This window comes from Pseudonocardia sp. SID8383, assembly GCF_009864975.1.
Lineage (GTDB): Bacteria > Actinomycetota > Actinomycetes > Mycobacteriales > Pseudonocardiaceae > Pseudonocardia > Pseudonocardia alni.
In genome coordinates, this window is record NZ_WWFY01001234.1 from 1 (window position 1) to 21,426 (window position 21,426).

Annotated in this window: 18 protein-coding genes, 1 tRNA gene and 1 pseudogene; 15 read left to right on the top strand and 5 right to left on the bottom strand. The window is 70.6% G+C overall.

The window, feature by feature from the left end:
- Nucleotides 1–730: pseudogene (locus GTW08_RS30115) on the bottom strand (PucR family transcriptional regulator); the annotation flags it as partial.
- 9 nt (nucleotides 731–739) lie between these two features.
- Here GTW08_RS30115 and GTW08_RS30120 point away from each other — a divergent pair.
- Entirely contained in the window at nucleotides 740–1,486 is a 747-nt protein-coding gene (locus GTW08_RS30120) for a pirin family protein (protein ID WP_073577447.1), read from the top strand.
- Nucleotides 1,487–1,578: 92 nt separating this feature from the next.
- Here GTW08_RS30120 and GTW08_RS30125 read toward each other — a convergent pair whose 3' ends face one another.
- Nucleotides 1,579–1,782 carry a cold-shock protein gene (locus GTW08_RS30125; protein ID WP_073577448.1) on the bottom strand — a complete coding sequence of 68 codons (204 nt, stop codon included), beginning with the start codon at nucleotides 1,780–1,782 and terminating at the stop codon, nucleotides 1,579–1,581.
- A gap of 226 nt (nucleotides 1,783–2,008) precedes the next feature.
- Nucleotides 2,009–4,789 (bottom strand): pyruvate dehydrogenase (acetyl-transferring), homodimeric type, encoded by a 2,781-nt coding sequence (aceE, locus tag GTW08_RS30130; protein ID WP_100878356.1) that lies wholly within the window; start codon nucleotides 4,787–4,789, stop codon nucleotides 2,009–2,011.
- 370 nt (nucleotides 4,790–5,159) lie between these two features.
- Between aceE and GTW08_RS30135 the strand changes: the two genes are divergently transcribed.
- The 4 genes from GTW08_RS30135 to GTW08_RS30150 all read left to right on the top strand — a co-directional run bounded on the left by GTW08_RS30135 (nucleotide 5,160) and on the right by GTW08_RS30150 (nucleotide 6,592).
- A complete protein-coding gene (locus GTW08_RS30135; protein WP_073577450.1) occupies nucleotides 5,160–5,591 on the top strand; it encodes a DUF3052 domain-containing protein in 432 nt (143 codons plus the stop codon).
- Nucleotides 5,588–6,052 (top strand): peroxiredoxin, encoded by a 465-nt coding sequence (locus GTW08_RS30140; RefSeq protein WP_073577451.1) that lies wholly within the window; start codon nucleotides 5,588–5,590, stop codon nucleotides 6,050–6,052. Before GTW08_RS30135 ends, GTW08_RS30140 begins: the two co-directional genes overlap by 4 nt.
- Nucleotides 6,053–6,065: 13 nt before the next feature.
- Nucleotides 6,066–6,137 (top strand) — tRNA-Val (locus tag GTW08_RS30145).
- Nucleotides 6,138–6,412: 275 nt separating this feature from the next.
- A complete protein-coding gene (locus GTW08_RS30150) occupies nucleotides 6,413–6,592 on the top strand; it encodes a hypothetical protein (RefSeq protein WP_073577452.1) in 180 nt (59 codons plus the stop codon).
- An 87-nt stretch (nucleotides 6,593–6,679) separates the two neighbouring features.
- Here GTW08_RS30150 and GTW08_RS30155 read toward each other — a convergent pair whose 3' ends face one another.
- Both GTW08_RS30155 and GTW08_RS30160 read right to left on the bottom strand, forming a co-directional pair.
- Nucleotides 6,680–7,909: a CaiB/BaiF CoA transferase family protein gene (locus GTW08_RS30155; protein WP_073577453.1), complete on the bottom strand. Its 1,230-nt coding sequence runs from the start codon at nucleotides 7,907–7,909 to the stop codon at nucleotides 6,680–6,682.
- A gap of 37 nt (nucleotides 7,910–7,946) precedes the next feature.
- On the bottom strand, nucleotides 7,947–9,425 hold the full coding sequence (locus tag GTW08_RS30160; RefSeq protein WP_073577454.1) for an aldehyde dehydrogenase (NADP(+)): 1,479 nt from the start codon (nucleotides 9,423–9,425) through the stop codon (nucleotides 7,947–7,949).
- 100 nt (nucleotides 9,426–9,525) lie between these two features.
- On the opposite strand from GTW08_RS30160, the gene GTW08_RS30165 reads away from it, so the two are divergent.
- The 10 genes from GTW08_RS30165 (at nucleotide 9,526) to GTW08_RS30210 (ending at nucleotide 21,355) form a co-directional block, all read left to right on the top strand.
- A complete protein-coding gene (locus GTW08_RS30165; RefSeq protein ID WP_083658974.1) occupies nucleotides 9,526–10,746 on the top strand; it encodes a CaiB/BaiF CoA transferase family protein in 1,221 nt (406 codons plus the stop codon).
- 32 nt (nucleotides 10,747–10,778) lie between these two features.
- Nucleotides 10,779–11,903, top strand: coding sequence for an acyl-CoA dehydrogenase family protein (locus GTW08_RS30170; RefSeq protein ID WP_073577456.1), 1,125 nt, complete (start codon nucleotides 10,779–10,781; stop codon nucleotides 11,901–11,903).
- Nucleotides 11,904–11,908: 5 nt separating this feature from the next.
- A complete protein-coding gene (locus GTW08_RS30175; protein ID WP_073577485.1) occupies nucleotides 11,909–13,093 on the top strand; it encodes a CoA transferase in 1,185 nt (394 codons plus the stop codon).
- On the top strand, nucleotides 13,090–14,220 hold the full coding sequence (locus GTW08_RS30180; protein ID WP_073577457.1) for a zinc-binding dehydrogenase: 1,131 nt from the start codon (nucleotides 13,090–13,092) through the stop codon (nucleotides 14,218–14,220). Before GTW08_RS30175 ends, GTW08_RS30180 begins: the two co-directional genes overlap by 4 nt.
- A gap of 56 nt (nucleotides 14,221–14,276) precedes the next feature.
- Nucleotides 14,277–15,338 (top strand): glucuronyl hydrolase, encoded by a 1,062-nt coding sequence (locus GTW08_RS30185; RefSeq protein ID WP_237454321.1) that lies wholly within the window; start codon nucleotides 14,277–14,279, stop codon nucleotides 15,336–15,338.
- A 67-nt stretch (nucleotides 15,339–15,405) separates the two neighbouring features.
- Nucleotides 15,406–16,575, top strand: a complete 1,170-nt coding sequence (locus tag GTW08_RS30190; RefSeq protein ID WP_073577459.1) for a GAF domain-containing sensor histidine kinase — start codon at nucleotides 15,406–15,408, stop codon at nucleotides 16,573–16,575.
- Complete coding sequence (locus GTW08_RS30195) at nucleotides 16,568–17,203, top strand: response regulator (RefSeq protein ID WP_073577460.1); 636 nt, start codon at nucleotides 16,568–16,570, stop codon at nucleotides 17,201–17,203. Before GTW08_RS30190 ends, GTW08_RS30195 begins: the two co-directional genes overlap by 8 nt.
- 130 nt (nucleotides 17,204–17,333) lie before the next feature.
- Nucleotides 17,334–18,656, top strand: a complete 1,323-nt coding sequence (locus GTW08_RS30200) for an MFS transporter (RefSeq protein WP_073577461.1) — start codon at nucleotides 17,334–17,336, stop codon at nucleotides 18,654–18,656.
- A gap of 418 nt (nucleotides 18,657–19,074) precedes the next feature.
- Nucleotides 19,075–19,557, top strand: coding sequence for a helix-turn-helix domain-containing protein (locus GTW08_RS30205; RefSeq protein ID WP_073577462.1), 483 nt, complete (start codon nucleotides 19,075–19,077; stop codon nucleotides 19,555–19,557).
- Between the two features lie 973 nt (nucleotides 19,558–20,530).
- Complete coding sequence (locus tag GTW08_RS30210; RefSeq protein ID WP_202416174.1) at nucleotides 20,531–21,355, top strand: transposase family protein; 825 nt, start codon at nucleotides 20,531–20,533, stop codon at nucleotides 21,353–21,355.
- Nucleotides 21,356–21,426 lie beyond the last annotated feature (71 nt).

Genomic DNA, 21,426 nt, shown 5'->3' on the forward strand with positions numbered 1-21,426 from the left:
CCCGGCGCGCGGGCCGCCCGGTCAGATGCAGCAGGACCACCAGCCGTCGCCCCTGGACGCCGACGAGCACGTCGTGGCCGAGCCGCGCGGCGACCCGGCGCAGCTCCACGATCAGCTGCGGGGACTCGGGGCCGGAGCCGGGGGCGGAGCCGACCAGGCAGTGCACCGGGGCGGCGGGGTCCCAGCCGAGCGCGGCGGCCCGGGACACGAGCGCGCCGTCGGTGTCACCGCGCAGCACGGCGTCGACGACGAGCGCCTCCAGCCGGGCGTCCCAGGCGCCGCGGGACTCCGCGGCGCCGGCGTACACGGTGGCGGCGGCGAAGGCGATCTCCCGGCCGAAGCGCAGCACGGCCTCGGTGAGCTCGTGGCGCTCGGTGCCGTCGTCGGCGAGCGGGGGCAGGTGCTCCTCGAACACGTCCGCGGCGATACGCACCAGCTCGACGGTCTGGCGCAGGCTGATCCTCCGCGCCAGGTCGCGCGGCGCGATCCGGAACGCCTCGGCGGTGAGCGGGGTGGTGCGGGCGGGCTCGCGCAGCCAGGACACGAAGTTCGCGACGCCGGTCTGGGTCACCAGCGCCACGCCCGCGCGCTGGTCGGCGGGCAGCCCCGCGAACCACGGGCAGCGCCGCTCCATCTCCGCCAGGCATGCCGCGGCCAGCCGGGACGAGGCGAGCTCGAGGCGGCGCAACGTCGCGTCCGCGACCGGGTGGCGGTGCACGTCGGGCAGCATGACACGACGATGGACGCACCCACAGGACACGTCACGCTGTACCGCTCCGGCTCGCGGGCGCGCACGGAGACCGGCTGGCTCGACTCGCGGCACAGCTTCTCCGCCGGGGCGCACTACGACCCGGCCAACACCCACTTCGGGTTGCTGCTGCTGCACAACGAGGACCGGCTCGTCCCGGGGCGCGGCTACGACGAGCACCCGCACCGCGACACCGAGATCCTCACCTGGGTCCTCGACGGCGAGCTGGAACACCGCGACAGCACCACCGGGCGGACCGCACGGGTCGGGCCGGGCGGGGTGCAGTACCTGGGCGCAGGGTCGGGGGTGCGGCACTCCGAGCACGCGACGCCGGACGGGGGCGTGCGGTTCGTGCAGATGTGGGTGGTGCCCGAGGAACCGGGCGGAGACCCGCGCCACCTCGTGCGTGCGGCGGACGCGGGGGAGCGCAGGGACACGGTCGTCCTGGCCTCGGGCCTGGAACGGCACCGTGAGGCGACCCTGCTGCCGCTGCGTCAGCGCGCGGCGGCCCTGTCGGTGGCACGGCTCGCGCCGGGGGCGGCGACGGAGCTGCCGACCGCCCCGTTCGTGCACGCCTTCGTGGCACGTGGGGGCGCGACGCTGGAGGACGTGCCCGGTGACGAGCTCGGTACGGGCGACGCGGCCAGGATCGTCGACGACGGCGGCCGGCGGATCACCGCCGGACCGGACGGGGCCGAGATCCTGGTGTGGGAGATGCACGCGGCGCTGGGGTGGTGACACCCGGGCGCCGCGGAACCGGCCGGGGCACGCGGGGCCTCGGCCGTGACGGTCTGCTGCCGGTCACCACGACGGACGGGTGACCGGACGGCTCAGAGCGGTGTGACCCCGCTGGCCTGCGGCCCCTTCTGCCCCTGCTCGATGTCGAACGACACGCGCTGCCCCTCGTCGAGGCTCTTGTAGCCGTTCGTCTGGATTGCCGAGTAGTGCACGAACACGTCCGCACCACCACCGTCGGGGGCGAGGAAGCCGTAGCCCTTCTCGCTGTTGAACCACTTGACGGTGCCTTCTGCCATTCCTGCTCCCTGGAGATCATCGGCCCGGAGCACCTCGCCCCGGGACCGCTGGCCAGCGACGCACACGGTCGACGCCCTGGTCAGGACGGCGAGTCGCGAGGACGAGTGATCACCGCCACCGCCGTCGCGCGGAGCCTATCGTGATCTGCGTCGCCCTGGGAGGGGCGAAAATCGGCGACGGCCCGCCGCCCCGTGCGGGGCGGCGGGCCGTCGTGTGCCGGTGGGGTCAGGCGGCCCCGCCGTCGCCGATCTGCGGGCCGGCGGCCTGCGGGTCGTCGATCTTGTAGCCGGCCGCGGCCTCGGCCGCGGTCTCGGTCTTCACCAGGCCCTGCTTGGCCAGCACCGAGAGCGCGCCGACGACGATCGACTCGGCGTCGACCGCGAAGTGGCGGCGCACGGCCGGACGGGTGTCGGACAGGCCGAACCCGTCGGTGCCCAGCGACAGGAACGGCGCCGGGGACCACTGGCGGATCTGGTCGGGGACCGCACGCATCCAGTCCGAGACCGCCACGACCGGGGCGTCGCCGTGCTCGCCGTCGCCCAGCTTCTGGGTCACGTACGGCACGACCGGCTCGTCACCGGGCTTGAGCAGGTTGGCGTGCTCGGCCTCGACGCCGTCGCGGCGCAGCTCACCCCAGGACGTCACCGACCAGACCTCGGCACGGACGTCCCACTCGTCGGCCAGCATCTTCTGCGCGGTCAGCGCCCACGGCAGCGAGACCCCGGAGGCGAGCAGCCGCACCACGGGGCCGTTGCCCTCGGGCGCGGCGGCGAAGCGGTGCATCCCGCGCAGGATGCCCTCGCGGTCCACGTCCTCCGGCTCGGCCGGCTGGCGGTAGGGCTCGTTGTAGACCGTCAGGTAGTAGATGACGTTCTCGGGCTTCTCACCGACCATCCGGCGCAGCCCGTCCTGGACGATGTGCGCGACCTCGAAGGAGAACGCCGGGTCGTAGGCGACGACCGCCGGGTTGGTCGCCGCCAGCAGCAGCGAGTGCCCGTCGTTGTGCTGCAGCCCCTCACCGGTCAGCGTCGTGCGGCCCGCGGTGGCGCCGACGAGGAAGCCGCGGGCCATCTGGTCCGAGGCGGCCCAGATCGAGTCGCCGGTCCGCTGGAAGCCGAACATCGAGTAGAAGATGTAGACCGGGATCATCGGCTCGTCGTGCGTGGCGTACGACGTGCCCGCCGCGGTGAACGACCCGACCGAACCGGCCTCGTTGATGCCCTCGTGCAGGATCTGGCCCTGCTCGGACTCCTTGTAGGCGAGCATCAGGTCCGCGTCGACCGAGGTGTAGTTCTGGCCGTTCGGGTTGTAGATCTTCTGGCTCGGGAACATCGAGTCCATACCGAAGGTACGGGCCTCGTCCGGGATGATCGGCACGAAGCGCGGGCCGATCTCCTTGTCCTTGATGAGCTCGCGCAGCAGCCGGACGAACGCCATCGTCGTGGCGACCTCCTGCTTGCCGGAGCCCTTCTTGACGAAGTCGTAGACCTTGTCGCCGGGGAGCACCAGCGGCTTGCCGGTGGTCCGGCGCGACGGCAGCGGCCCGCCCAGCTGGCGACGGCGCTCCCGCAGGTACTGGATCGCCTCGTCCTTCTCGCCGGGGTGGTAGTACGGCGGCAGGTACGGGTCGGCCTCGAGCTGCTTGTCCGAGATCGGGATGCGCTGCTCGTCGCGGAACTGCTTGAGGTCGTCGAGCGTGAGCTTCTTCATCTGGTGGGTGGCGTTGCGGCCCGCGAAGTGCGTGCCCAGGCCGTAGCCCTTGATGGTCTTGGCCAGGATGACGGTCGGCTGGCCGTGGTGCGCGGTCGCGGCGGCGTAGGCCGCGTGCACCTTGCGGTAGTCGTGCCCGCCGCGCTTGAGCTTCCAGATCTCGGCGTCGCTCATCGGGTCGACGAGCGCCTTGGTCCGCGGGTCCCGGCCGAAGAAGTGGTCGCGGACGTAGGCGCCGTCGTTGGCCTTGTAGGTCTGGAAGTCGCCGTCCGGCGTGGTGTTCATCAGGTTGATCAGCGCGCCGTCACGGTCGCCGTGCAGCAGCGAGTCCCACTCGCGGCCCCAGATGACCTTGATGACGTTCCAGCCGGCGCCCCGGAAGAACGCCTCCAGCTCCTGGATGATCTTGCCGTTGCCCCGGACCGGACCGTCGAGGCGCTGCAGGTTGCAGTTGACGACGAAGTTCAGGTTGTCCAGGCCCTCGTTGGCCGCGACGTGGATCAGGCCGCGCGACTCGGGCTCGTCCATCTCGCCGTCGCCGAGGAAGGCCCACACCTGCTGCTGCGAGGTGTCCTTGAACCCGCGGTCGCCCAGGTAGCGGTTGAACCGCGCCTGCATGATCGCGTTCATCGGCCCGATGCCCATCGAGACCGTGGGGAACTCCCAGAAGTCCGGCATCAGGCGCGGGTGCGGGTACGACGGCAGGCCGCCGCCCGGGCCGGCGTGGCTGAGCTCCTGGCGGAAGCCGTCGAGCCGGTCCTCCGACAGCCGCCCCTCGAGGAAGGCGCGGGCGTAGATGCCGGGGGAGGCGTGGCCCTGGATGTAGATCTGGTCGCCGCCGCCGGGGTGCTCCTTGCCACGGAAGAAGTGGTTGAAACCGACCTCGTAGAGCGTCGCCGAGGAGGCGTAGGACGAGATGTGCCCACCGACACCGATGCCCGGGCGCTGCGCGCGGTGCACGGTCATCGCGGCGTTCCAGCGCAGCCAGCGCCGGTAGGTGCGCTCGACGTCCTCGTCGCCGGGGAACCACGGCTCGCGGTCGGTCGGGATGGTGTTGACGTAGTCCGTCGCGGTCAGCGACGGGACGCCCACGTGCTTCTCACGGGCGCGCTGCAGCATCGTCAGCATGAGGTAGCGGGCGCGCTGCTGCCCGGCGTTGTCCAGGACCGCGTCCAGGGAGTCCAGCCACTCGGCCGTCTCCTCGGGGTCGATGTCCGGCAGGTGGGCGGCCAGCCCGTCCCGGATGACGTTGACGCGGCGCTTGTCGTCGCCGGGCGTGCTGCTCTGCGCGGTCAAGGGTTCTCCCTGCCTGATTCCGTCGGTGGCCGGGATCGCCCGGCCCTGTCTTTCCGCCGCCGGCTGTGGGGCGACGTCGCCGGCCGGACTCGACGGTCGTGGCCGTGGCTCGGTCCATCGTGCCTGTTCCGGCGCGGTCCCGAAACTCGTCGTTCACGAAGTCGGGCTCTGGCCGCGAGGATAGGTACTACTCGTACGTAACTGAACGGAGGGCGGGGTGACCTGCGCGTCACCGCGCCGCGCACCACGAGCCGGTTGCATCCGGTCGTGCCCCCGTGATCGGATGCCCCATCCGATTTCGCGCGAAGGGTGGCGCCCGCACGCGGAACCGAAGACGATGGACTGCGTGAGCAGCGTGAAAGGGGAACGAGTGGTGACCGCGGCAGATGCCGGTGCGTCCGACATCGCGGCAAAGCTCGGCATCGAGCCGGGCATGATCGTCCAGGAACTCGGGTACGACTCCGACATCGACGACCAGGTCAGAGAGGCCGTCGAGGACACGACAGGTGAGGAGCTCCTCGACGAGGACGCCCAGGAGGTCATCGACGTCGTCCTCCTGTGGTTCCGCGACGGGGACGGCGACCTGATCGACACCCTGGTCGACGCCCGAACGCCCCTCTCGGACGAGGGCTTCGTGTGGGTCCTGACACCCAAGACCGGCCGTGACGGCCACATCCAGCCCTCCGAGATCGCCGAGGCGGCTCCGACCGCCGGACTGTCGCAGACGTCCAACGCGACGCTCGGGGACGACTGGGTGGGGTCGAAGCTCGTGCCGCCGAAGCAGGGGAAGGGCAAGCGCTGAGCCCAGTAGTCGAGGGTGCGGCCGCCCCGGACTTCGAGCTCCCCGACCAGAACCGACAGCCGGTCTCGCTGGCGTCGGTCCTCGGGTCGGGGCGCTCGGCGCTGCTGGTCTTCTACCCGTTCGCGTTCTCCGGGATCTGTGGCGGGGAGCTGTCGGCGGTGCAGGCGTCGCTCCCGGAGTTCCAGAACGACGCCACCCAGGTGCTGGCGATCTCCTGTGACCCGACGTTCTCGCTCGGGGCCTGGGCCGCGTCCGCGGGGTTCGGGTTCCCGCTGCTGTCCGACTTCTGGCCGCACGGGGCCGTGGCGTCGGCCTACGGGGTGTTCGACACAGCGAAGGGGATGGCGCTGCGGGGGACGTTCCTGGTCGGCCCGGACGGCACCGTCTCGTTCGCCGAAGTGAACCAGCCGGGGGATCCGCGGGACCAGGACGGGTGGCGTCGGGCCCTGGGGGCCGTGTGAAGATGTCCGTCCCGGGCGCGTAGCTCAGCGGGAGAGCACTCGGTTTACACCCGAGCGGTCGCAGGTTCGAACCCTGCCGCGCCCACATATCTGACCAGGGCCTTCTCTGGCCCCATGATCGCGTAGCTCCGCTCGTGGAGCCTTTCGTGGTGCGAAGCCCTCGTATCCTGCTCCACGTGACGGCAGCCGGGAGGCCGCGCGGACGACCGCGCGGGACGATCGAGGAGCTGCCCAGCGGCGCGCTCCGGGTCTCCGTCTACGTCGGGAAGGACCCGATCTCCGGTCGGCGGCACTACCTGCGCGAGACCGTCCCGGCCGGGGCGGGCGCGAAGAACGAACGTCGATCGGCATTCGGGGACGTTGACGATCCGCCGGGCGATCGCCCAGGACGGGCGGGCGTTGCAGGAGAAGGGCACCAAGACCACCAGCAGCATTGAGATCACGGACTCGACCACCGCCGCGCTCTGGCTGCTGTCCGACGAGGTCCGCTTCGTGACCGGACTCGAGCTGCTCGTCGACGCGGGCGGGAGCACGAAGTAGCGCCGTTGCGCACGTGCGGGCCCGTTGGTTCGTCGTCCACCCACGACCCGATCCTCAGCCTCACGTCGACTGTGGATCCGAGCTCGATCAGACGTAGTTCGCGGCGGAGCGGATCTCCCTGTCCGCGTCCGGGCGGATGGCGCCGACACCGGCCAGCGCGCGGATCTCGCCGGGAACGAAGCCGAGCTCGGCGAGCACGTTCTCGGTGTCCTGGCCGAGGGCGGGGACCCCTCGCCCGGTCTGTGCGCGACTCCGCGACATGCGCACGGGATGGCGGGGCAGCTGCGCGGCCGGCTGGCCCGCCACGTCCACGTCGACCAGGAGTGGGCCGGCCCCGACACGCGACCCGTCGAGGAGCGTCCGGAGCCCGAGCCGGGGAGCACAGGCCAGTCCTGCGGTCTCGAAGACCTCGAGAGCCTGCAGGTTCGTCAGCTCGGCGACGGCTGGCGCGAGAAGAGCTGTTGCCGCCTCCCCGTTACGCGCCTGGAGGTACGGCGTCGAGAACTCTGCCCGCTCGGTGAGGTCGTCGACGCCGAGTTCCCGGCACAGCGGGCCGAGTGCGTCCGCGTCGACGACACCGACCACGGTCACGGTTCCGTCGCGGGTCGTGAACGTGGCCCGGTACCCCAGGTCGTCCCATCCGGGGCTCCGCCCGTACATCGACAACGATGCGACCTCCGATCCCTGCATGGCGAGTGCGGTGTCGAACAGGCTCACCGTCACCTCCTGTCCGCGGCCCGATCGGCCTCGCTCGAGGAGCGCTCCGAGGATCCCCTGAACCAGCAGCGCCGAGGCCGCGTAGATGACCGGCGTGCCGGGAAGGGATCGCGGGAGGTGACCACCCCGGCCGCAGCCGGTGTGGGTGAGCCCGCTCGTGGCCTGCGCGAGTAGCTCGTGTCCCGCCGGGGCGGCTGTGGAACCGATGGAACCGGCGCTGCTGATCGAGGCGTGGATCAGGCGCGGGTGGCCTCCGGCGAGATCGGCGTGGCCCAGCGCGAGCCGCTCGATGCACGGCGCCCCGTGGTCGTGGAGCAGGACGTCGGCGCGCTCGACCAGACGGCGCACGACGTCCTCGCCACCGGGCGTGGCGAGGTCGACGCAGATGCTGCGCTTGTTGCGGTTCGCGGCGGCGAAAGCCGGTGCCATGAGGTCGTTGTCGACCGCCTGCCGGTCGACCGGGCGAAGGGCGCCCCCCCGGGCGCCGTGCTCCACCTTGACGACCTCGGCTCCGAGGTCGCCGAGCGTCTGCCCCGGCTGTGGGCTGAGCGCACCGCTGCCGAGCTCGACGACGCGGATCCCGTCCAACACCGGGCTCACGGGCGCTGGACCCTCGGTGAAGTGAGACGCCTACCGCTCACGCCGGCGGCTCCGGGGTGAGCACGCCGTCGACACGGCGGGGGATGCCCAGCGGGTTGGCGTCCGCCAACGCTGCCGGGAGCAAAGCGTCCGGAACCGACTGGTAGGCGATCGGGCGCAGGAAACGGCGCATGGCCGTGGCGCCCACTGATGTGTGGATCGATGTCGTCGACGGGTGGGGGCCGCCGTGGTGCTGTGCCCAGGTGACCGCGACACCCGTCGGCCAACTGTTCCACAGGACGCGGCCGGCGAGCGGAGCGAGGAGAGGAAGCAGCGCTGCCGCGTCGCCGTCGTCGGGCCCCGCGGCATGTACCCCTGCGGTCAGCGACCCCTCCAGCAGGGCGACGGCGGACCGCAGCTCGTCGGCGTCGCGGTAGGTCACCACGAGGGAGAAGGGTCCGAAGCGCTCCGCCAGCAGTTCGTCCCGGAACCCGGCGAGCTCGACGATCGTCGTCCTGGCCAACACGGGGCGGACGGTCCGGCCGTCGCCTTCCGGGGCACCGGCAAGGATCCGCACCGCGGGATGCGTCGCCAGGGCCCGCGTCCCGTCCACGTAGGCGTCGCCGATCCCGTCGTGCAGCAACGTGACCGGTGCGGTGTCCGCCTCGGCGGCGACGATCTCGGCCATCCCGCTGTCCTCGGGCACGAGCAGCAGGCCCGGCTTGGTGCAGAACTGGCCGGCGCCGAGCCCGACCGAGGCCAGGTAGTCGCGGACGATCCCCTCGCCCCGCGCGGCCGCGGCCGCCGGCGTGACGAACACCGGGTTGAGGCTGCCCAGCTCACCGTAGAAGGGAACGGGGGAGGGGCGACCGGCGGCCAGGTCCGCGAGCGCCCTCCCCCCGGAGGTGGAGCCGGTGAAGCCGACCGCGGTGATCCGCGGGTCCATGACGAGGGCACGGCCCGACTCGAGTCCCGACACGACCCCGAAGGTGCCCTCGGGAGCACCGGCTGCGGCCAGCGACTTCGCGACGACCTCGGCGTAGGGGCCGGAGAGCCGCGGTTGGGCGGGGTGCACCTTCGCGACAACCGGGCAGCCCGCGGCCAGGGCCGACGCGGTGTCCCCGCCGGCGAGCCCGAACGCGAACGGGAAGTTGCTCGCCCCGAACACGGCGACCGGCCCCAGAGGCACGAGCATGCGGCGCAGGTCGGGCTGCGGGCCGAGCGGGCCCTCGGGGTTCGCCCGATCGATCACGGCCTCGAGCCAGGAACCCTCTTCGACCGCTTCGGCGAACATCTCGAACTGCACCGCGGTGCGCTCGACCTCGCCGACCAGCCGCGCCTCGCCCAGGGCGCTGTCCGCATCCGCGAGCGGGACCAGCTCGTCGCGCCGGGCCCGCAGGCCCGCCGCGACCGCGCGCAACAACCTGGCTCGCTCCCCGGGCGACATCGCGCCCAGTGCGGGCGCCGCCGCGGCCGCGGATTCCAGGACCTGCTCGAACTCCGCCGGGCTGGTGCTCGGCTGCTCGACGCCGGACATCGCCGTCTCCCTCGGTCGGGGTGGCCCGTTGCCACGCTCGGCGGACACCGTCGCGCCGTCGTCGGGAAACCGGCACCTCCTGGTGGAGGTACCGAGGCGGATGAGGGCAGCACAGGATCTCGAAGCAACGCGAGGCGACCACAACGAGGAGGAGCGTCCTGCTGTGCCATCCCTGACGTCCACATCGGAAAGTTCCGGTCCGCTGACCGGCATCCGCGTGCTCGACATGACCCGCCTGGCTCCGGGCCCTTACGGAAGCATGCTGCTGGCCGACCTGGGGGCCGAGGTCATCTCCGTCGGTGGCGGCAGGTCCGGGCTCCCCGTCCCCGCCCTGGCGCGCGGGAAGCAGTTCGTGACCCTCGATCTCAAGACAGCGGACGGCCGTGCGGCCCTGCACCGGCTGGTCGAGGTCTCCGACGTGCTGATGGAGGGCTTTCGGCCCGGCGTGGCCGACCGGATCGGGGCGGGTTACGAGGAGCTGCGCCGGATCAACCCGCGGCTGGTCTACTGCAGTGTCACCGGATACGGGCAAACCGGTCCGCTCGCGCAGGCTGCCGGACACGACATCAACTATGCCGCCGTCGGCGGCGCCCTGGGGACGTTCGGGCCCGCCGACGGGCCACCGGTGCCGCCGCTCAACCTGCTGGCCGACTTCGCCGGTGGCGGCCTGCTGGCGGCGTTCGGCATCGTGTCCGCGCTCTACGAGCGGGAGCGTTCCGGGGCCGGCCAGTACCTCGACGCGGCGATGGTCGACGGCGTCCTGTCCATGATGGGCATGAACTTCGCCGACTGGGGCCACCGGTCTCTACCGGCCCGGGGGGAGGGCGTCCTCACCGGCAGCATGCCGGCGTACCGGTGCTATCCCTGTGCGGACGGTCGCCACGTCGCGGTCGGCGCGCTGGAGAACGCGTTCTTCGCCAACCTCTGGGCTGCGCTGGAACTCGGTGAGGTCCCGGACCACCTCGACCCCGAGAACTGGACCGAGATCGGCGAGCGCCTGACCGCGGCGTTCGCCACCCGCGACCGCGACGCCTGGGCGGAGCGCTTCGCCGGCGTCGACGCCTGCGTCACGCCGGTCCTCGAGCCCCACGAACTCGCCGGCTTCGGGCAGATCAAGGAGCGCTACGACGGATTCGACCCCGGCTCCGTCCCGCCCGTCCCGGTGTTCTCCCGCACCGCGGCCCGGGCCGGGCACACCGACACCGCAGACGCCACGGAGGCGGTGCTGACCCGGCTGGGCGTCTCCGCGGACGTCGCCCGCCGTGTCACGGCGGGCGGCGGGGGTCCCGCCGTCACCGGCCTCAGCTGGCCACCGCTGTGAACCACCTGCACGATCGTCGAAGGGAAGACGACATGGACACCCAGTACGACGACTTCCGGGACATGGTCCGGAGGCTCGCCGCCGATCGCATCGCCCCGCATGCCGGCGATGTCGACGACAAGGAGCGCTTCCCCGAGGAGGGCTGGGCGGCGCTGCGCGAGGCCGAGGTCGCGGGCCTGCCCTACGCCGGGGCGCTCGGTGGCGGCGACGGAGACCTGTTGTCGCAGGTCATCGCCGTCGAAGAGGTTGCCGCCGCCTGCGGGAGCACCGCGCTCGTGCTGCTGGTCAACTGGGCCGGTACCTCGACAGTGGTCAGCCACGGCTCGGACGAGCTCAAGGCCGAGATCGTGCCGCGCGTCGCGGCCGGTGATGCGGGGGCCGCCTGGTGCATGACCGAGCCGACCGTCGGCTCCGATCTCTCCGCGATCGCCACCACAGCGCGTCCCGACGGCACGGACTGGAGGCTCACCGGCCAGAAGCGCTTCATCAGCAACGCGCCGTGGGCCGACTGGTACGCCGTACTCGCCCGGTCCGGGGGAACGCAGGACTTCGGCGTGTTCATGGTCCACCGGGACGACCCGGGCGTGTCCTTCGGCCCGCACGAGAAGAAGATGGGCATGCGGGGCAGCCCGACCGCCGACGTCAACTTCGACGGTGTGCGGTTGCCGGCGAGCCGCGTCGTGGCCGACCCGGTACAGGGCTACCGCTACATCAACGGTGAGCTCAACACCAGCCGCGCGCTCATCGCCGCGCAGGCCCTCGGCGTGGCGCAGGGCGCCTTCGACGCGGCGGTGGCCTACACCTGCGAGCGGCACCAGTTCGGTCAGCCGCTGTCACGCTTCCAGATGCTGCGCGGGATGGTCGCCGATATGGCGGTCAAGATCGAGTCCGCCCGCGCACTGCTGTACGACGCCGTTCGTCTGATCATGGACGGGGACCCGCGGGCTCGCGGCAGGATCTCGATGGCGAAGCTGCTCTGCAGCGACAACGCCATGTCCGTCACCACGGACGCGGTGCAGCTCCACGGCGGGTACGGCTACGTCCGCGACTACCCGGTGGAACGCATGATGCGCGATGCCAAGATCACCCAGATCTACGAGGGCACCAACCAGATCCAGCGGCTGCTCGTGGCGAAGTCCGTCTACGAGGGTCGGTGATCGGCGTGTCACAGCCGCTGAGCGGGATGACCGTGCTCGACCTCGGCGAAGTGGTGCAGGGCCCCGTCGCCGCGCAGGTGCTCGGCGACCACGGCGCCGACGTGATCAAGGTCGAGCGCGGTGTCCGGGGCGACATGCTGCGCTCGCTGGACCGCCCGGCGGTCGAGGCAGGGGAGCCGTCGTCATACTACGCCGGCGTCAACCGCAACAAGCGCAGCATCGCCCTCAATCTGAAGACCCGGGAGGGCATGAGCGCGCTGCACCGGCTACTGGCCAGGGCCGACGTTCTCGTGCACAGCTACCGGCCGGCGGCCGTGGAACGCCTGGGTCTGGCGTACGAGCTGCTCGCCGAGCGCTACCCGCGGCTGGTGTACGCCTCGGCGTCCGGCTTCGGCGAGAGCGGCCCCTACGCGCACAAGGCCGGGCAGGACATGCTCGCCCAGTCGCTGAGCGGGATGGCCCGGACCGTCGGGGACCGGACGCTGTCCGCGCACCTCAATCCGGTCCCCGCGGTGGACTACGCGTCCGGGATGTTGCTGGCGCAGGGGATCCTGGTCGCGCTCTTCGAGCGCGAGCGCTCCGGCAGGGGGCAGAAGGTGAGCGTCAACCTGCTCGACACGGCACTCGCTCTGCAGACGCTGGAGAGCGCTTCGTTGCTGATGTACGACCACGAGACCAACTGGGTCACCGACTGGTACCACGGGGTCTTCCCCACCGCGGACGGCATGGTCACGGTCCTGGGCCTGTTCCGCGACAACGCCCTCGGCATGCTGTGCAAGGCGCTGGAGGTCGAGGACCTCAGCCGCAGGCCGGAGTTCGCCACCGCCGACCTGCAGGCCCGCAACGCCGCCGCCGCCAATGAGTTGCTGCGCGACGCGGTCGCCGCACTCACCACGCGAGATGCCACCGAGCGGTTCGACGCCGTCGACCTGCTGTCGGCCCCGCTGCTCACGTTGCGCGAGGCGCTGGAGGATCCGCAGGTACTGGAGAACGGCACCGTCACCACCGTCGACGTCGAAGGCCGGCGCACGACCAGGATCCTCGGCAACCCCGTCCGACTGTCGCGTACTCCCGCGAGCGTCGGCCGCGGGGTGTCCGGGGTGGGCGCGGACACCGAGGCGGTGTTGCGCGAGGCGGGCTTCGACGACGACGAGCTCCGTGCCCTCCGCGAGAGCGGAGCGGTGCGATGAAGGAGGACACCATGGGCGATCGCGTCGCCGTCGAGCTGACCGCATTCGGCGAGGACCTGCAGGTGGGGCACCGTCCCGCGAGCGCACCGCAGCCGGGCGCCGTGACGGTCGACGTCACCCACGCCGGGGTCTGCGGCACCGACATGCACCTGCAGCAGGGCCGGATGGAGATTCCGCTGCCGATGATCCTCGGGCACGAGGCGGTGGGCCGGATCAGCGCGCTCGGGAACGAGGTGACGACCGATGTGCTCGGCGCCCCGTTGCAGCCGGGCGACGCGGTGTCCTGGGCGTCGAACATCCCGTGCCACGAGTGCTTCCACTGCACGAGCGACGAGCCGTCGCTCTGCGAGACGCGCAAGGTGTACGGCATCAACCAGAGCAGCGGGGTCTGGCCGCACCTGTCGGGCGGCTGGGCCGAGCAGATCTATCTGCAGCCGGGCTCGACGATCGTCAAGATCCCGGAGGGCGTCGGCCCGGAGCAGGTGATCGCCCTGGGCTGCGCGGGCCCGACCGCCGTGCACGCCATGGGCATCGGAGGCCCCCGACCCGGTGACGTCGTGATCGTGCAGGGGAGTGGGCCGGTCGGGCTGGCCTGCGCCATGCTGGCGACGCTCGCGGGTGCCGTCAAGGTGATCATCGTGGGGGGGCCTGCGGGACGGCTGGACGCCGCACGCGCCGCGGGCATCGGTGACGTGCACGTCGACATCTTCACCGAGTCCGACTCCGTCGACCGCGCGGCGAAGGTCCGGGCCGAGACGCCCGACGGGCGTGGTGCGGACCTCGTGATCGAGGCGACGGGCGTCCCGGCAGCGGTCGCCGAGGGCATCGACCTCACCCGCCGCGGCGGTACGTACCTGGTGGTCGGCCAGTACACCGACCACGGCACGACCCCGATCAATCCGCACCACATCACCAAGAAGCAGCTGAGGGTGCTCGGCAGCTGGGCATTCTCGCCGCGCAACCATCTCGACTATGTACTGAGCGTGCCCGAGCTGGCGAGGCGGTTCGACCTGGAGAAGCTCGTCACCACGTACCCGCTCACCGATGCCGGGCGCGCGCTGGCGGACATGCGAGGCGGAACCGTCCTGAAGCCCGTGCTGCTGCCCGGCCAGGTGAGCTCGTCATGAGGACCTACGACCACGGCGAGGCCGTCCGACTGCTCGTCGAGCGGACCGACGCCACCTTGGCGTCGGATCAGCCGGGCTACCCGCACTACGCGGACCCCGCTGACGGCACCTGGCGTCGGACCCCCGATGGATTCTGGACCGGCGGCTTCTGGGGCAGCCTGCTGGCGTTGGCGGCGGTGGCAACCGGCGAAGAGCGTTACGCCGCGGCGGCCGACCAGGTCGCGATCGGGCTGACCGGACGTGCCGAGTCCGACACCGCCTTCCGCGGGTTCCTCTTCCATTACGGCGCGCTGCTGCCCCATCTGCTGACCGGCAGCGGTGCGGCTGCCGAGTCGGCGCTGGCCGGGGCGCGTGGTCTGGCGAGCGCGTTCAACGGCGACGCCGGGTTGATTCCGCTGGGCAGCCAGGCGGAGGAGGCGGGCGACGTCGGCGCGGGCGCGGCCAACATCGATGCCGTTCCGGGCACGGTCGCGTTGCTGTGCTGGGCCGCCGAGAGGACGGGCGAAACCGGTCTGGCGGAGATCGCGCGCCGGCATGCGGCACGGCACGTGGAGTACTGCGTCCGGGACGACGGGTCCGTCGCCCAGTCCGCGGCCTTCGACGAGCGCACGGGTGAGCTGAAGTGCCGTTACACGCACAAGGGACTGTCCGACGGCAGCACCTGGGCCCGGGCCCAGGCCTGGGCCATGCTCGGCTTCGCGCAGGCTGCGCACTGGTCGGGCCCGGAGTTCCTCGACCCGGCTCTGCGCGTCGCGGATCGGTGGATCGAGTGGCTGCCCGATTGTCGGGTCGCCCCCTGGGACTTCGCGGCCGGCGTCGACGCCCCGCGGGACACCTCGGCCAGCGCCATCGCCGCTGTAGCGCTTCTGAGGCTGGCCGACCAGTCGACCGATCGTCCGCACTACCGCGACCATGCCGCGGCCACGGTGCGGAGGCTCGTCGTGGACCACCTCACCCCCGTGACGGAGGACGACCCCCGCCCTGCGGGGATCCTCACGGCCGGATGCTTCGACCAGCGACGGGGAGAAGCGACCGCGCACGAGCTGATCTGGGGCGATCACTTCCTGCTGGAGTCGTTGCTGCGGCTTCGGGGTGACGTCGCCACCTCCATCCCCTGACCTTCGACGAACGGGGGAACGATGCCCCGGCGGATACGCTTCGAGGACCTCGACGAGGAGAGCGCCCATGCGTCGCAGTACCGAGCCGAACCGAGTCGTGCCCGGCGACGCGGTGCTGGACCAGCTTGCGCTGCGACACAGCGAGCTCCTGGTCCTGCTCGACGAGTCCGCGGCGATGAACGCCGTGGCCCGGAGAATCCGCGAGGTCGGTGGGTTCGACATGTCGCTCGTCGGACGGGTCGAGTACGACGGCGCGATGGTGCACCGCAGTTGGCTCGGGACGCAGAGCACCGCGCTGCATCGGCTCCTGGTCCCTGAGGGACACGGTCTCGGGGGCAAGAGCCTGCTGCAGCGGCGCCCGGTCTGGGTGCGGGACTACCTCGCGTCGAGCGCGATCACCCACGAGTTCGACGAGCTCGTCGCCCGCGAGGACCTGCGGGCGATGCTGGCGGTACCGATGATCTACGACGGCGAGGTGCTCGGCGCCGTCTACGTCGGCGTGCGGGGCAAAGTCAGCTTCGGGGAGCAGGTCGTGTCGCTGGTCGAGGAGGCGGCATGTGCCGCGTCGGCGACACTGGTCAGTGCACGCCGTGCCCAGATCCAGACCCGAGTCGCAGTCCAGGCCGACCGGCGGCGCAAGGCCGCCGAGCTGCACGACTCGGTGAGCCCGGTGCTCTTCCGGATCGGCGCAGAGCTACGGAGCCTGCGTGCCGTGACCGGGGCCGAGTGCGTCCGTGCACGGGTCGAGGAGCTCGAACGCCAGGTCCAGGACGTCACGTCGATGTTGCGCTCCACGCTCGCCGAGCTCAACGAGCAGCCGCCGGACCGACATCTGGCCGTGAGTATCCAGGAGGACTGTGAGGCGTTCGAGGAGCGGACCGGGACCCCGGCGCGGTACGTGCCGCTGGCGGTGATTCCGGACCTGGGGCCGGGCCGCAACGAGGCGCTGCTCGGGGTGGTGCGTGAGGCTCTCGTCAACGTCGAGAAGCATGCGCACGCCTCGGCGGTGGTGGTCACCGTTTCCGTCGTCGGCGACACGCTGAGTGTCGCGGTCGCCGACGACGGATGCGGGTGGTCCGAAGACAGGGCCGACCCGGCTCCTGGTCATCTCGGCCTCTCGCTGGCGGCGCAGCGGATGCAGCGGCTCGGGGGCGGCGTCGTCATGAGCGCGAACGACGACGGCGGCAGCACGGTGCGGGCGTGGGTGCCGTGCTGCGCGGGGGACCGCAATGGGTGAGCTCCGTCCGGTGCGGGTCTTCGTCATCGACGACCATCCGGTCGTACGCGGCGGGGTGGAGCTGCTGGCCGCAGAGGACCCCTACATCACAGTCACCGGCGGTGCGAGCACCGCTCGTGAGGCGATCGACGCCCTGCGTCGCATCGAGAGCGACTTGGTCCTGGTGGACCTGCGGCTCCCGGACATGCCGGCGCCGGAGCTGGTGGGGCAGCTCCGGCGCACCCAGCCGCGAACCCGGATCATGCTCTTCACCGGCTACGCCGATCACGGCGCGATCGACCTGCTGCTCGGGGCCGGCGCGGACGGGTGTCTCGTGAAGGACGTCACGGGAAGCGATTTCTCCACCGCCGTGCACCGCGTGATGAGGGGCGTGCGGGTCGTCGACCCGCGGCTGGCCGGTACGCGATGCTCGGCCGGCCCCGAACTGCTGAGCCGGGTGGGACTCACCCGGCGCGAGTACGAGGTGCTGCGATTCGCGGCGATGGGGCACAACAATCCCGAGATCGCCGAGCAGCTGGAGCTGGCCCGCAACACCGTCAAGGCTTATCTGAAGACCGCCATGCAGAAGCTCAACGCCCGGAACCGGGTGGAAGCGATCGCGAGGGCGCACGAGCTGCGCCTGCTCTGAGCTGGGCCGGCCCAGAGCGGAGCCGAACCCGAACAGACCACAGAGGACACCTGGCCCGTCGTGCGCCGGGTGGTCCCGGACGGCCTCGGCCGGCCCGCACGTTCCGTCGCATCTTCACGAAGGAGTGGACATGTCAACGACCTCCCGGACCCGCAAGGCGGGTCTGGCCAGTGCTGTCGGGACCACGTTCGAGTGGTACGACTTCTTCATCTACGGCACCGCGGCCGGTCTCGTCTTCAACAAACTTTTCTTCCCGCAGTTCGATCCGCTGATCGGGACGCTCCTCTCCTTTGCTACGTTCTCAGCCGCGTTCGTGGCGCGCCCGATCGGTGGCGTTCTGTTCGGGCATTTCGGAGACCGGGTCGGTCGCAAATCCGTGCTCGTCCTCACATTCAGCATCATGGGTGTCACGACGTTCCTGATCGGATTGCTGCCGAGCTACGCCACGATCGGGGTGGCCGCGCCGATCATTCTGGTGACCTTGCGATTCATCCAGGGACTCTCCCTCGGCGGTGAGTACGGCGGCGCCGTGCTGATGGCGGTCGAGCACGCGCCGCCGAGACGTCGCGGCTACATCGGCAGCTGGGTCCAGATGGGCGTGCCCGCCGGCCTGATCCTGGGCAACGGCGTGTTCCTGCTCCTCGGTGGAATGGCTGAGGACGCGTTCATCGAATGGGGATGGCGGATACCGTTCTTGATCAGCGGCCTGTTCGTCATCTTCGGACTGGTCGTCCGTCTGCGGCTGGCGGAGAGCCCGGACTTCGCCGAGCGCAAGGAGCACGGCGGGGTTGTCAAGCTGCCCATCGCCGTCATCATGCGGCAGTACCCGAAGGAGGTGGTGCTCACCGCGGGTGCCTACCTCGCCATCGGCGTCACCTTCTACATCACGACGGTGTTCGGTCTCAGCTACGGGGCACAACAGATCGGGTTCAGCCGCAACGCCATGCTCGTCCTGGTGCTACTGTCCATGGTCCTCGCTCTCGCCGCCCTGCCCTACTTCGGACGGATGTCCGACCGATTCGGGCGCCGACCGGTGTTCCTCGGCGGCGTCATCGCCATGGGTGTCCTGGTATTTCCGTGGTTCTGGTTGCTCAACGCGGGATCCTTCGTGCTCGCCCTCATCGGGTATCTCGCGATCACCTGTGGCTTCGCCGCTTCGTTCGGACCGCTCGCGGCTTTTTTCGCAGAGAGCTTCGAGACGAGGGTTCGCTACTCGGGAATCTCCTTCGGCTACACCTTGGGGACCCTTGCGAGCAGCGCTGTCGCACCGATCATCGCGGCGTGGCTGCTGGAATGGACCGGCCACTATTCGGCCGTAGGTTGGTACATGATCGCGATGATCGTGCTGTCGGCGGCTTGCACCCTGCTGCTCCCGGAAACCTACGACCAGGACCGACTCGAGGAGACCCGGTGCGCTGCCGATCCGGAGCGAACCAACACCGAGGCACGATAGCGTATTCCTGCCGGCGTGTTCTTGTCAGGATTGCTCGAGGCGGGGACACGAACGACCCGGGATACCTCGACCTCCCGTGCGGTGCGCATCTGGACGTCTCCTGACTGGTGGTGCTTTCTCATGAACGACGTTGTACAACACACATCTCTGGAGGCAACCGGAGGAAGAAGGCAAGTGGCGCAGTGGGTGGGGCCTTCAGGGTAGGAGGTGTATGTCGAACGCGGTCATCAGCAGCTGGTCGTCGACCTTACGGAAGATTCGTGATCGGGCTTCGTTCGCGATGGTGCAGCGGGTGAGGGGCGAGTTCTCTGGTCGAGCAACGCCTGGCCGACGCGCTGCTGTCGACGACGGGCCCACACTGATCTCCCGGCGTCCGGGGTGGTTCGCGGCAGTGGTCGCAACAAATGATCAAGAATAAGTGTTTGTGTTGCCGTCCCGTCGTGTCCGCAAGGTTCGTCCTGGCAACCGTGCGCAGTCGGAGAAGCGTCAGTGGTTCCTGTGGCTGATCACCGAGGGCTGGTCGGTGTACGCCGCGCGGCGCGAGGTCGGTGTGTCCCGCACGACCGGCGCGAACTGGATTCGCGGCTACAAGATCCACAGAGATGGCCGGGGCGTGGGGCATGTGCCTGCGCTCGATCCGCTGATGTTTGCCTCGCTCAGCACTCGCTTCCTGTCGCTGTCGCAGGACGGGAGTGTGGAGATCGCCGATCTGCGTCAGGCCGGCCCGACGATCGGCCAGATAGCCGCCGAGATGGGGCGGTCGCCGTCGACGTCAGCCGGGAAATGCGTCGTGATTCCCGCACTGATGGCCAGTACCGACCCTTCGACGCGCACCGCGCACCGCGCACCGCGCACCGCGCACCGCGCACCGCGCAGCGGCGACGACGTCTGGCCAAAGTAGCGGCGAGCCCTGAGCTGCTGGCGTTCGTGGCCGATCGGCTACGCCAGCGCTGGCGCCCGCAGCAGATCAGCCGGGAGCCGCGGCCGCAGTTCCCCTCCCGCACCGAGTGGGCAGCTGTGCGCGGAGTCGATCTACCAGGCGGTCTACCGTTCCGACAGCCCACTGCTGCGCGCGCCCGTGGTCACAGAGCCCGACCGCTCGCCACTGCGCATTGGCCGAGAATACCGTCGTGCTCAGATCCCGGTCCGGCGACGGATCCGGTTCATCGGGGCCACGCTCAGCATCCACGACCGGCCGTTCCCACCCGAGGACCGCTCGAGATCCCGGCCATCGGGAAGTCAATCTACTCGTCGGGCCGCTGCACCGTTCGGGGATCGGCACCCTGGTCGAACGCCAGACCCGCTACTTCAAGCTCATCCACTTACCGCGCTAGAACTCTGAGGCCTCCACACTGCGTTTCTGCGCGACCTCGTCAAGCTCCCCAAAATTGTCCGGCGCTCGATCACCTGGGGTCAGGGCACCGAAATGGCCGCGGAAACCGCCAACACAGGTGTGCAGCTCAGCCCGCAACGAGTGGCTCGCGTGGCTCTGTGAATCTGGCGCATCGGTGAACGATTGGCCAGTTGATTTTGTGGACTGGATTGGTGTCGCCGTCAGGATGTTCGTCGTCCGTAGGCCGGGAGTAGTGCGACCCGCTCGGTGTACGGTCGAGGCCGTCATCTGCGGCGCGTTAGCAGAACCGGTTTTGAGTGGACCTGCCCTCCGAACTTCCAGTGTTGCGTCAAACGCGCGTTGCTTGCGAGATGGAGCTCGCGGATATCAACTGACGAAGTTCCTTCCGGCGGAGACTCTTGTGAAACTTCACAGCCGGCAGAAATGTGGCTCTTCCGGAAATGGAGTGCAGGTGAGGGCGTGATCGACCGCGCGGGTGGGGTCGTGTCGCTGCGGTGAGGCGGGCCCCGAGAAGTTGATGATGAAGGTTCCTACGCCGAACACCGTCAACAAGCCCGGGGACCCGATGTCGCAGCCTACGTGCCCGCCTGCCCAGATCGTGGCCGACACGATCATCCGTACCGTCGAGCTCGGGGTGCGGATCACCGACGCCGCCCTGGCCGGGGAGACCACGGTGCTGTGGTGCGACCTGCTCACCGACGGGCCCGGCGCCTGCCCGGGGTGCGGACTGACCGGGATCTACCGCGACAGCACCGAGCGCCGCGTCAGCGACGTCCCGGTGGTCGGCCATCCGCTGCAACTGCGGGTCCGGGTGCCGCGCTACCGGTGTGTCCACGGTGACTGCGCCCGCGAGATCTTCGCCCACGACTCGACCCGCCTGGCCCGTCCCGGTGCGTCCACGACCCGGCGCTGCGCGGAGTACGTGTTGCGCCGCTTGGCGATCGACAAGGCGACGGTCGCCGCGGTCGCCCGTGAGCTGGGCCGCAGCTGGGACACCGTGAACAGCGTCGCGGTCGCCGCGACCGAGCAGCTGCTGCGCTCCGCCGGGCCGGCCCGCCTGGACGGGGTGCGGGTGATCGGGGTCGACGAGCACAAGTGGGCGCACGTGTTCGGCGCCGACGGAGACGGGTTCGTCACCGTGATCACCGACCTCACCGATGTCGTCGCAGGCCACGGCCGTGCGCGGCTGCTCGACCTGGTCCCGGGCCGCTCGGCGGCGGCCCTGAAGACCTGGCTCGACGCCCGCGACCCGGCCTTCCGCGACGGGTCCGGGTCGTGGCGATGGACGGTTTTGGCGGCTACAAGAACGCCGCCACCGACGCGTTGCCCGATGCGGTCACGGTGATGGACCCGTTCCACGTCGTCGCCCTGGCCGGGCACAAGCTCGACCTGTGTCGCCAACGTGTCCAGCAGGAC

Coding starts and splice junctions, on each gene's coding strand:
- GTW08_RS30120 (WP_073577447.1), top strand. CDS start 740: ATGGACGCACCCACAGGACACGTCACGCTGTACCGCTCCGGCTCGCGG.
- GTW08_RS30125 (WP_073577448.1), bottom strand. CDS start 1,782: ATGGCAGAAGGCACCGTCAAGTGGTTCAACAGCGAGAAGGGCTACGGC.
- GTW08_RS30160 (WP_073577454.1), bottom strand. CDS start 9,425: ATGTCCGGCGTCGAGCAGCCGAGCACCAGCCCGGCGGAGTTCGAGCAG.
- GTW08_RS30165 (WP_083658974.1), top strand. CDS start 9,526: ATGAGGGCAGCACAGGATCTCGAAGCAACGCGAGGCGACCACAACGAG.
- GTW08_RS30170 (WP_073577456.1), top strand. CDS start 10,779: ATGGACACCCAGTACGACGACTTCCGGGACATGGTCCGGAGGCTCGCC.
- GTW08_RS30180 (WP_073577457.1), top strand. CDS start 13,090: ATGAAGGAGGACACCATGGGCGATCGCGTCGCCGTCGAGCTGACCGCA.
- GTW08_RS30190 (WP_073577459.1), top strand. CDS start 15,406: ATGCGTCGCAGTACCGAGCCGAACCGAGTCGTGCCCGGCGACGCGGTG.
- GTW08_RS30195 (WP_073577460.1), top strand. CDS start 16,568: ATGGGTGAGCTCCGTCCGGTGCGGGTCTTCGTCATCGACGACCATCCG.
- GTW08_RS30200 (WP_073577461.1), top strand. CDS start 17,334: ATGTCAACGACCTCCCGGACCCGCAAGGCGGGTCTGGCCAGTGCTGTC.
- GTW08_RS30210 (WP_202416174.1), top strand. CDS start 20,531: ATGAAGGTTCCTACGCCGAACACCGTCAACAAGCCCGGGGACCCGATG.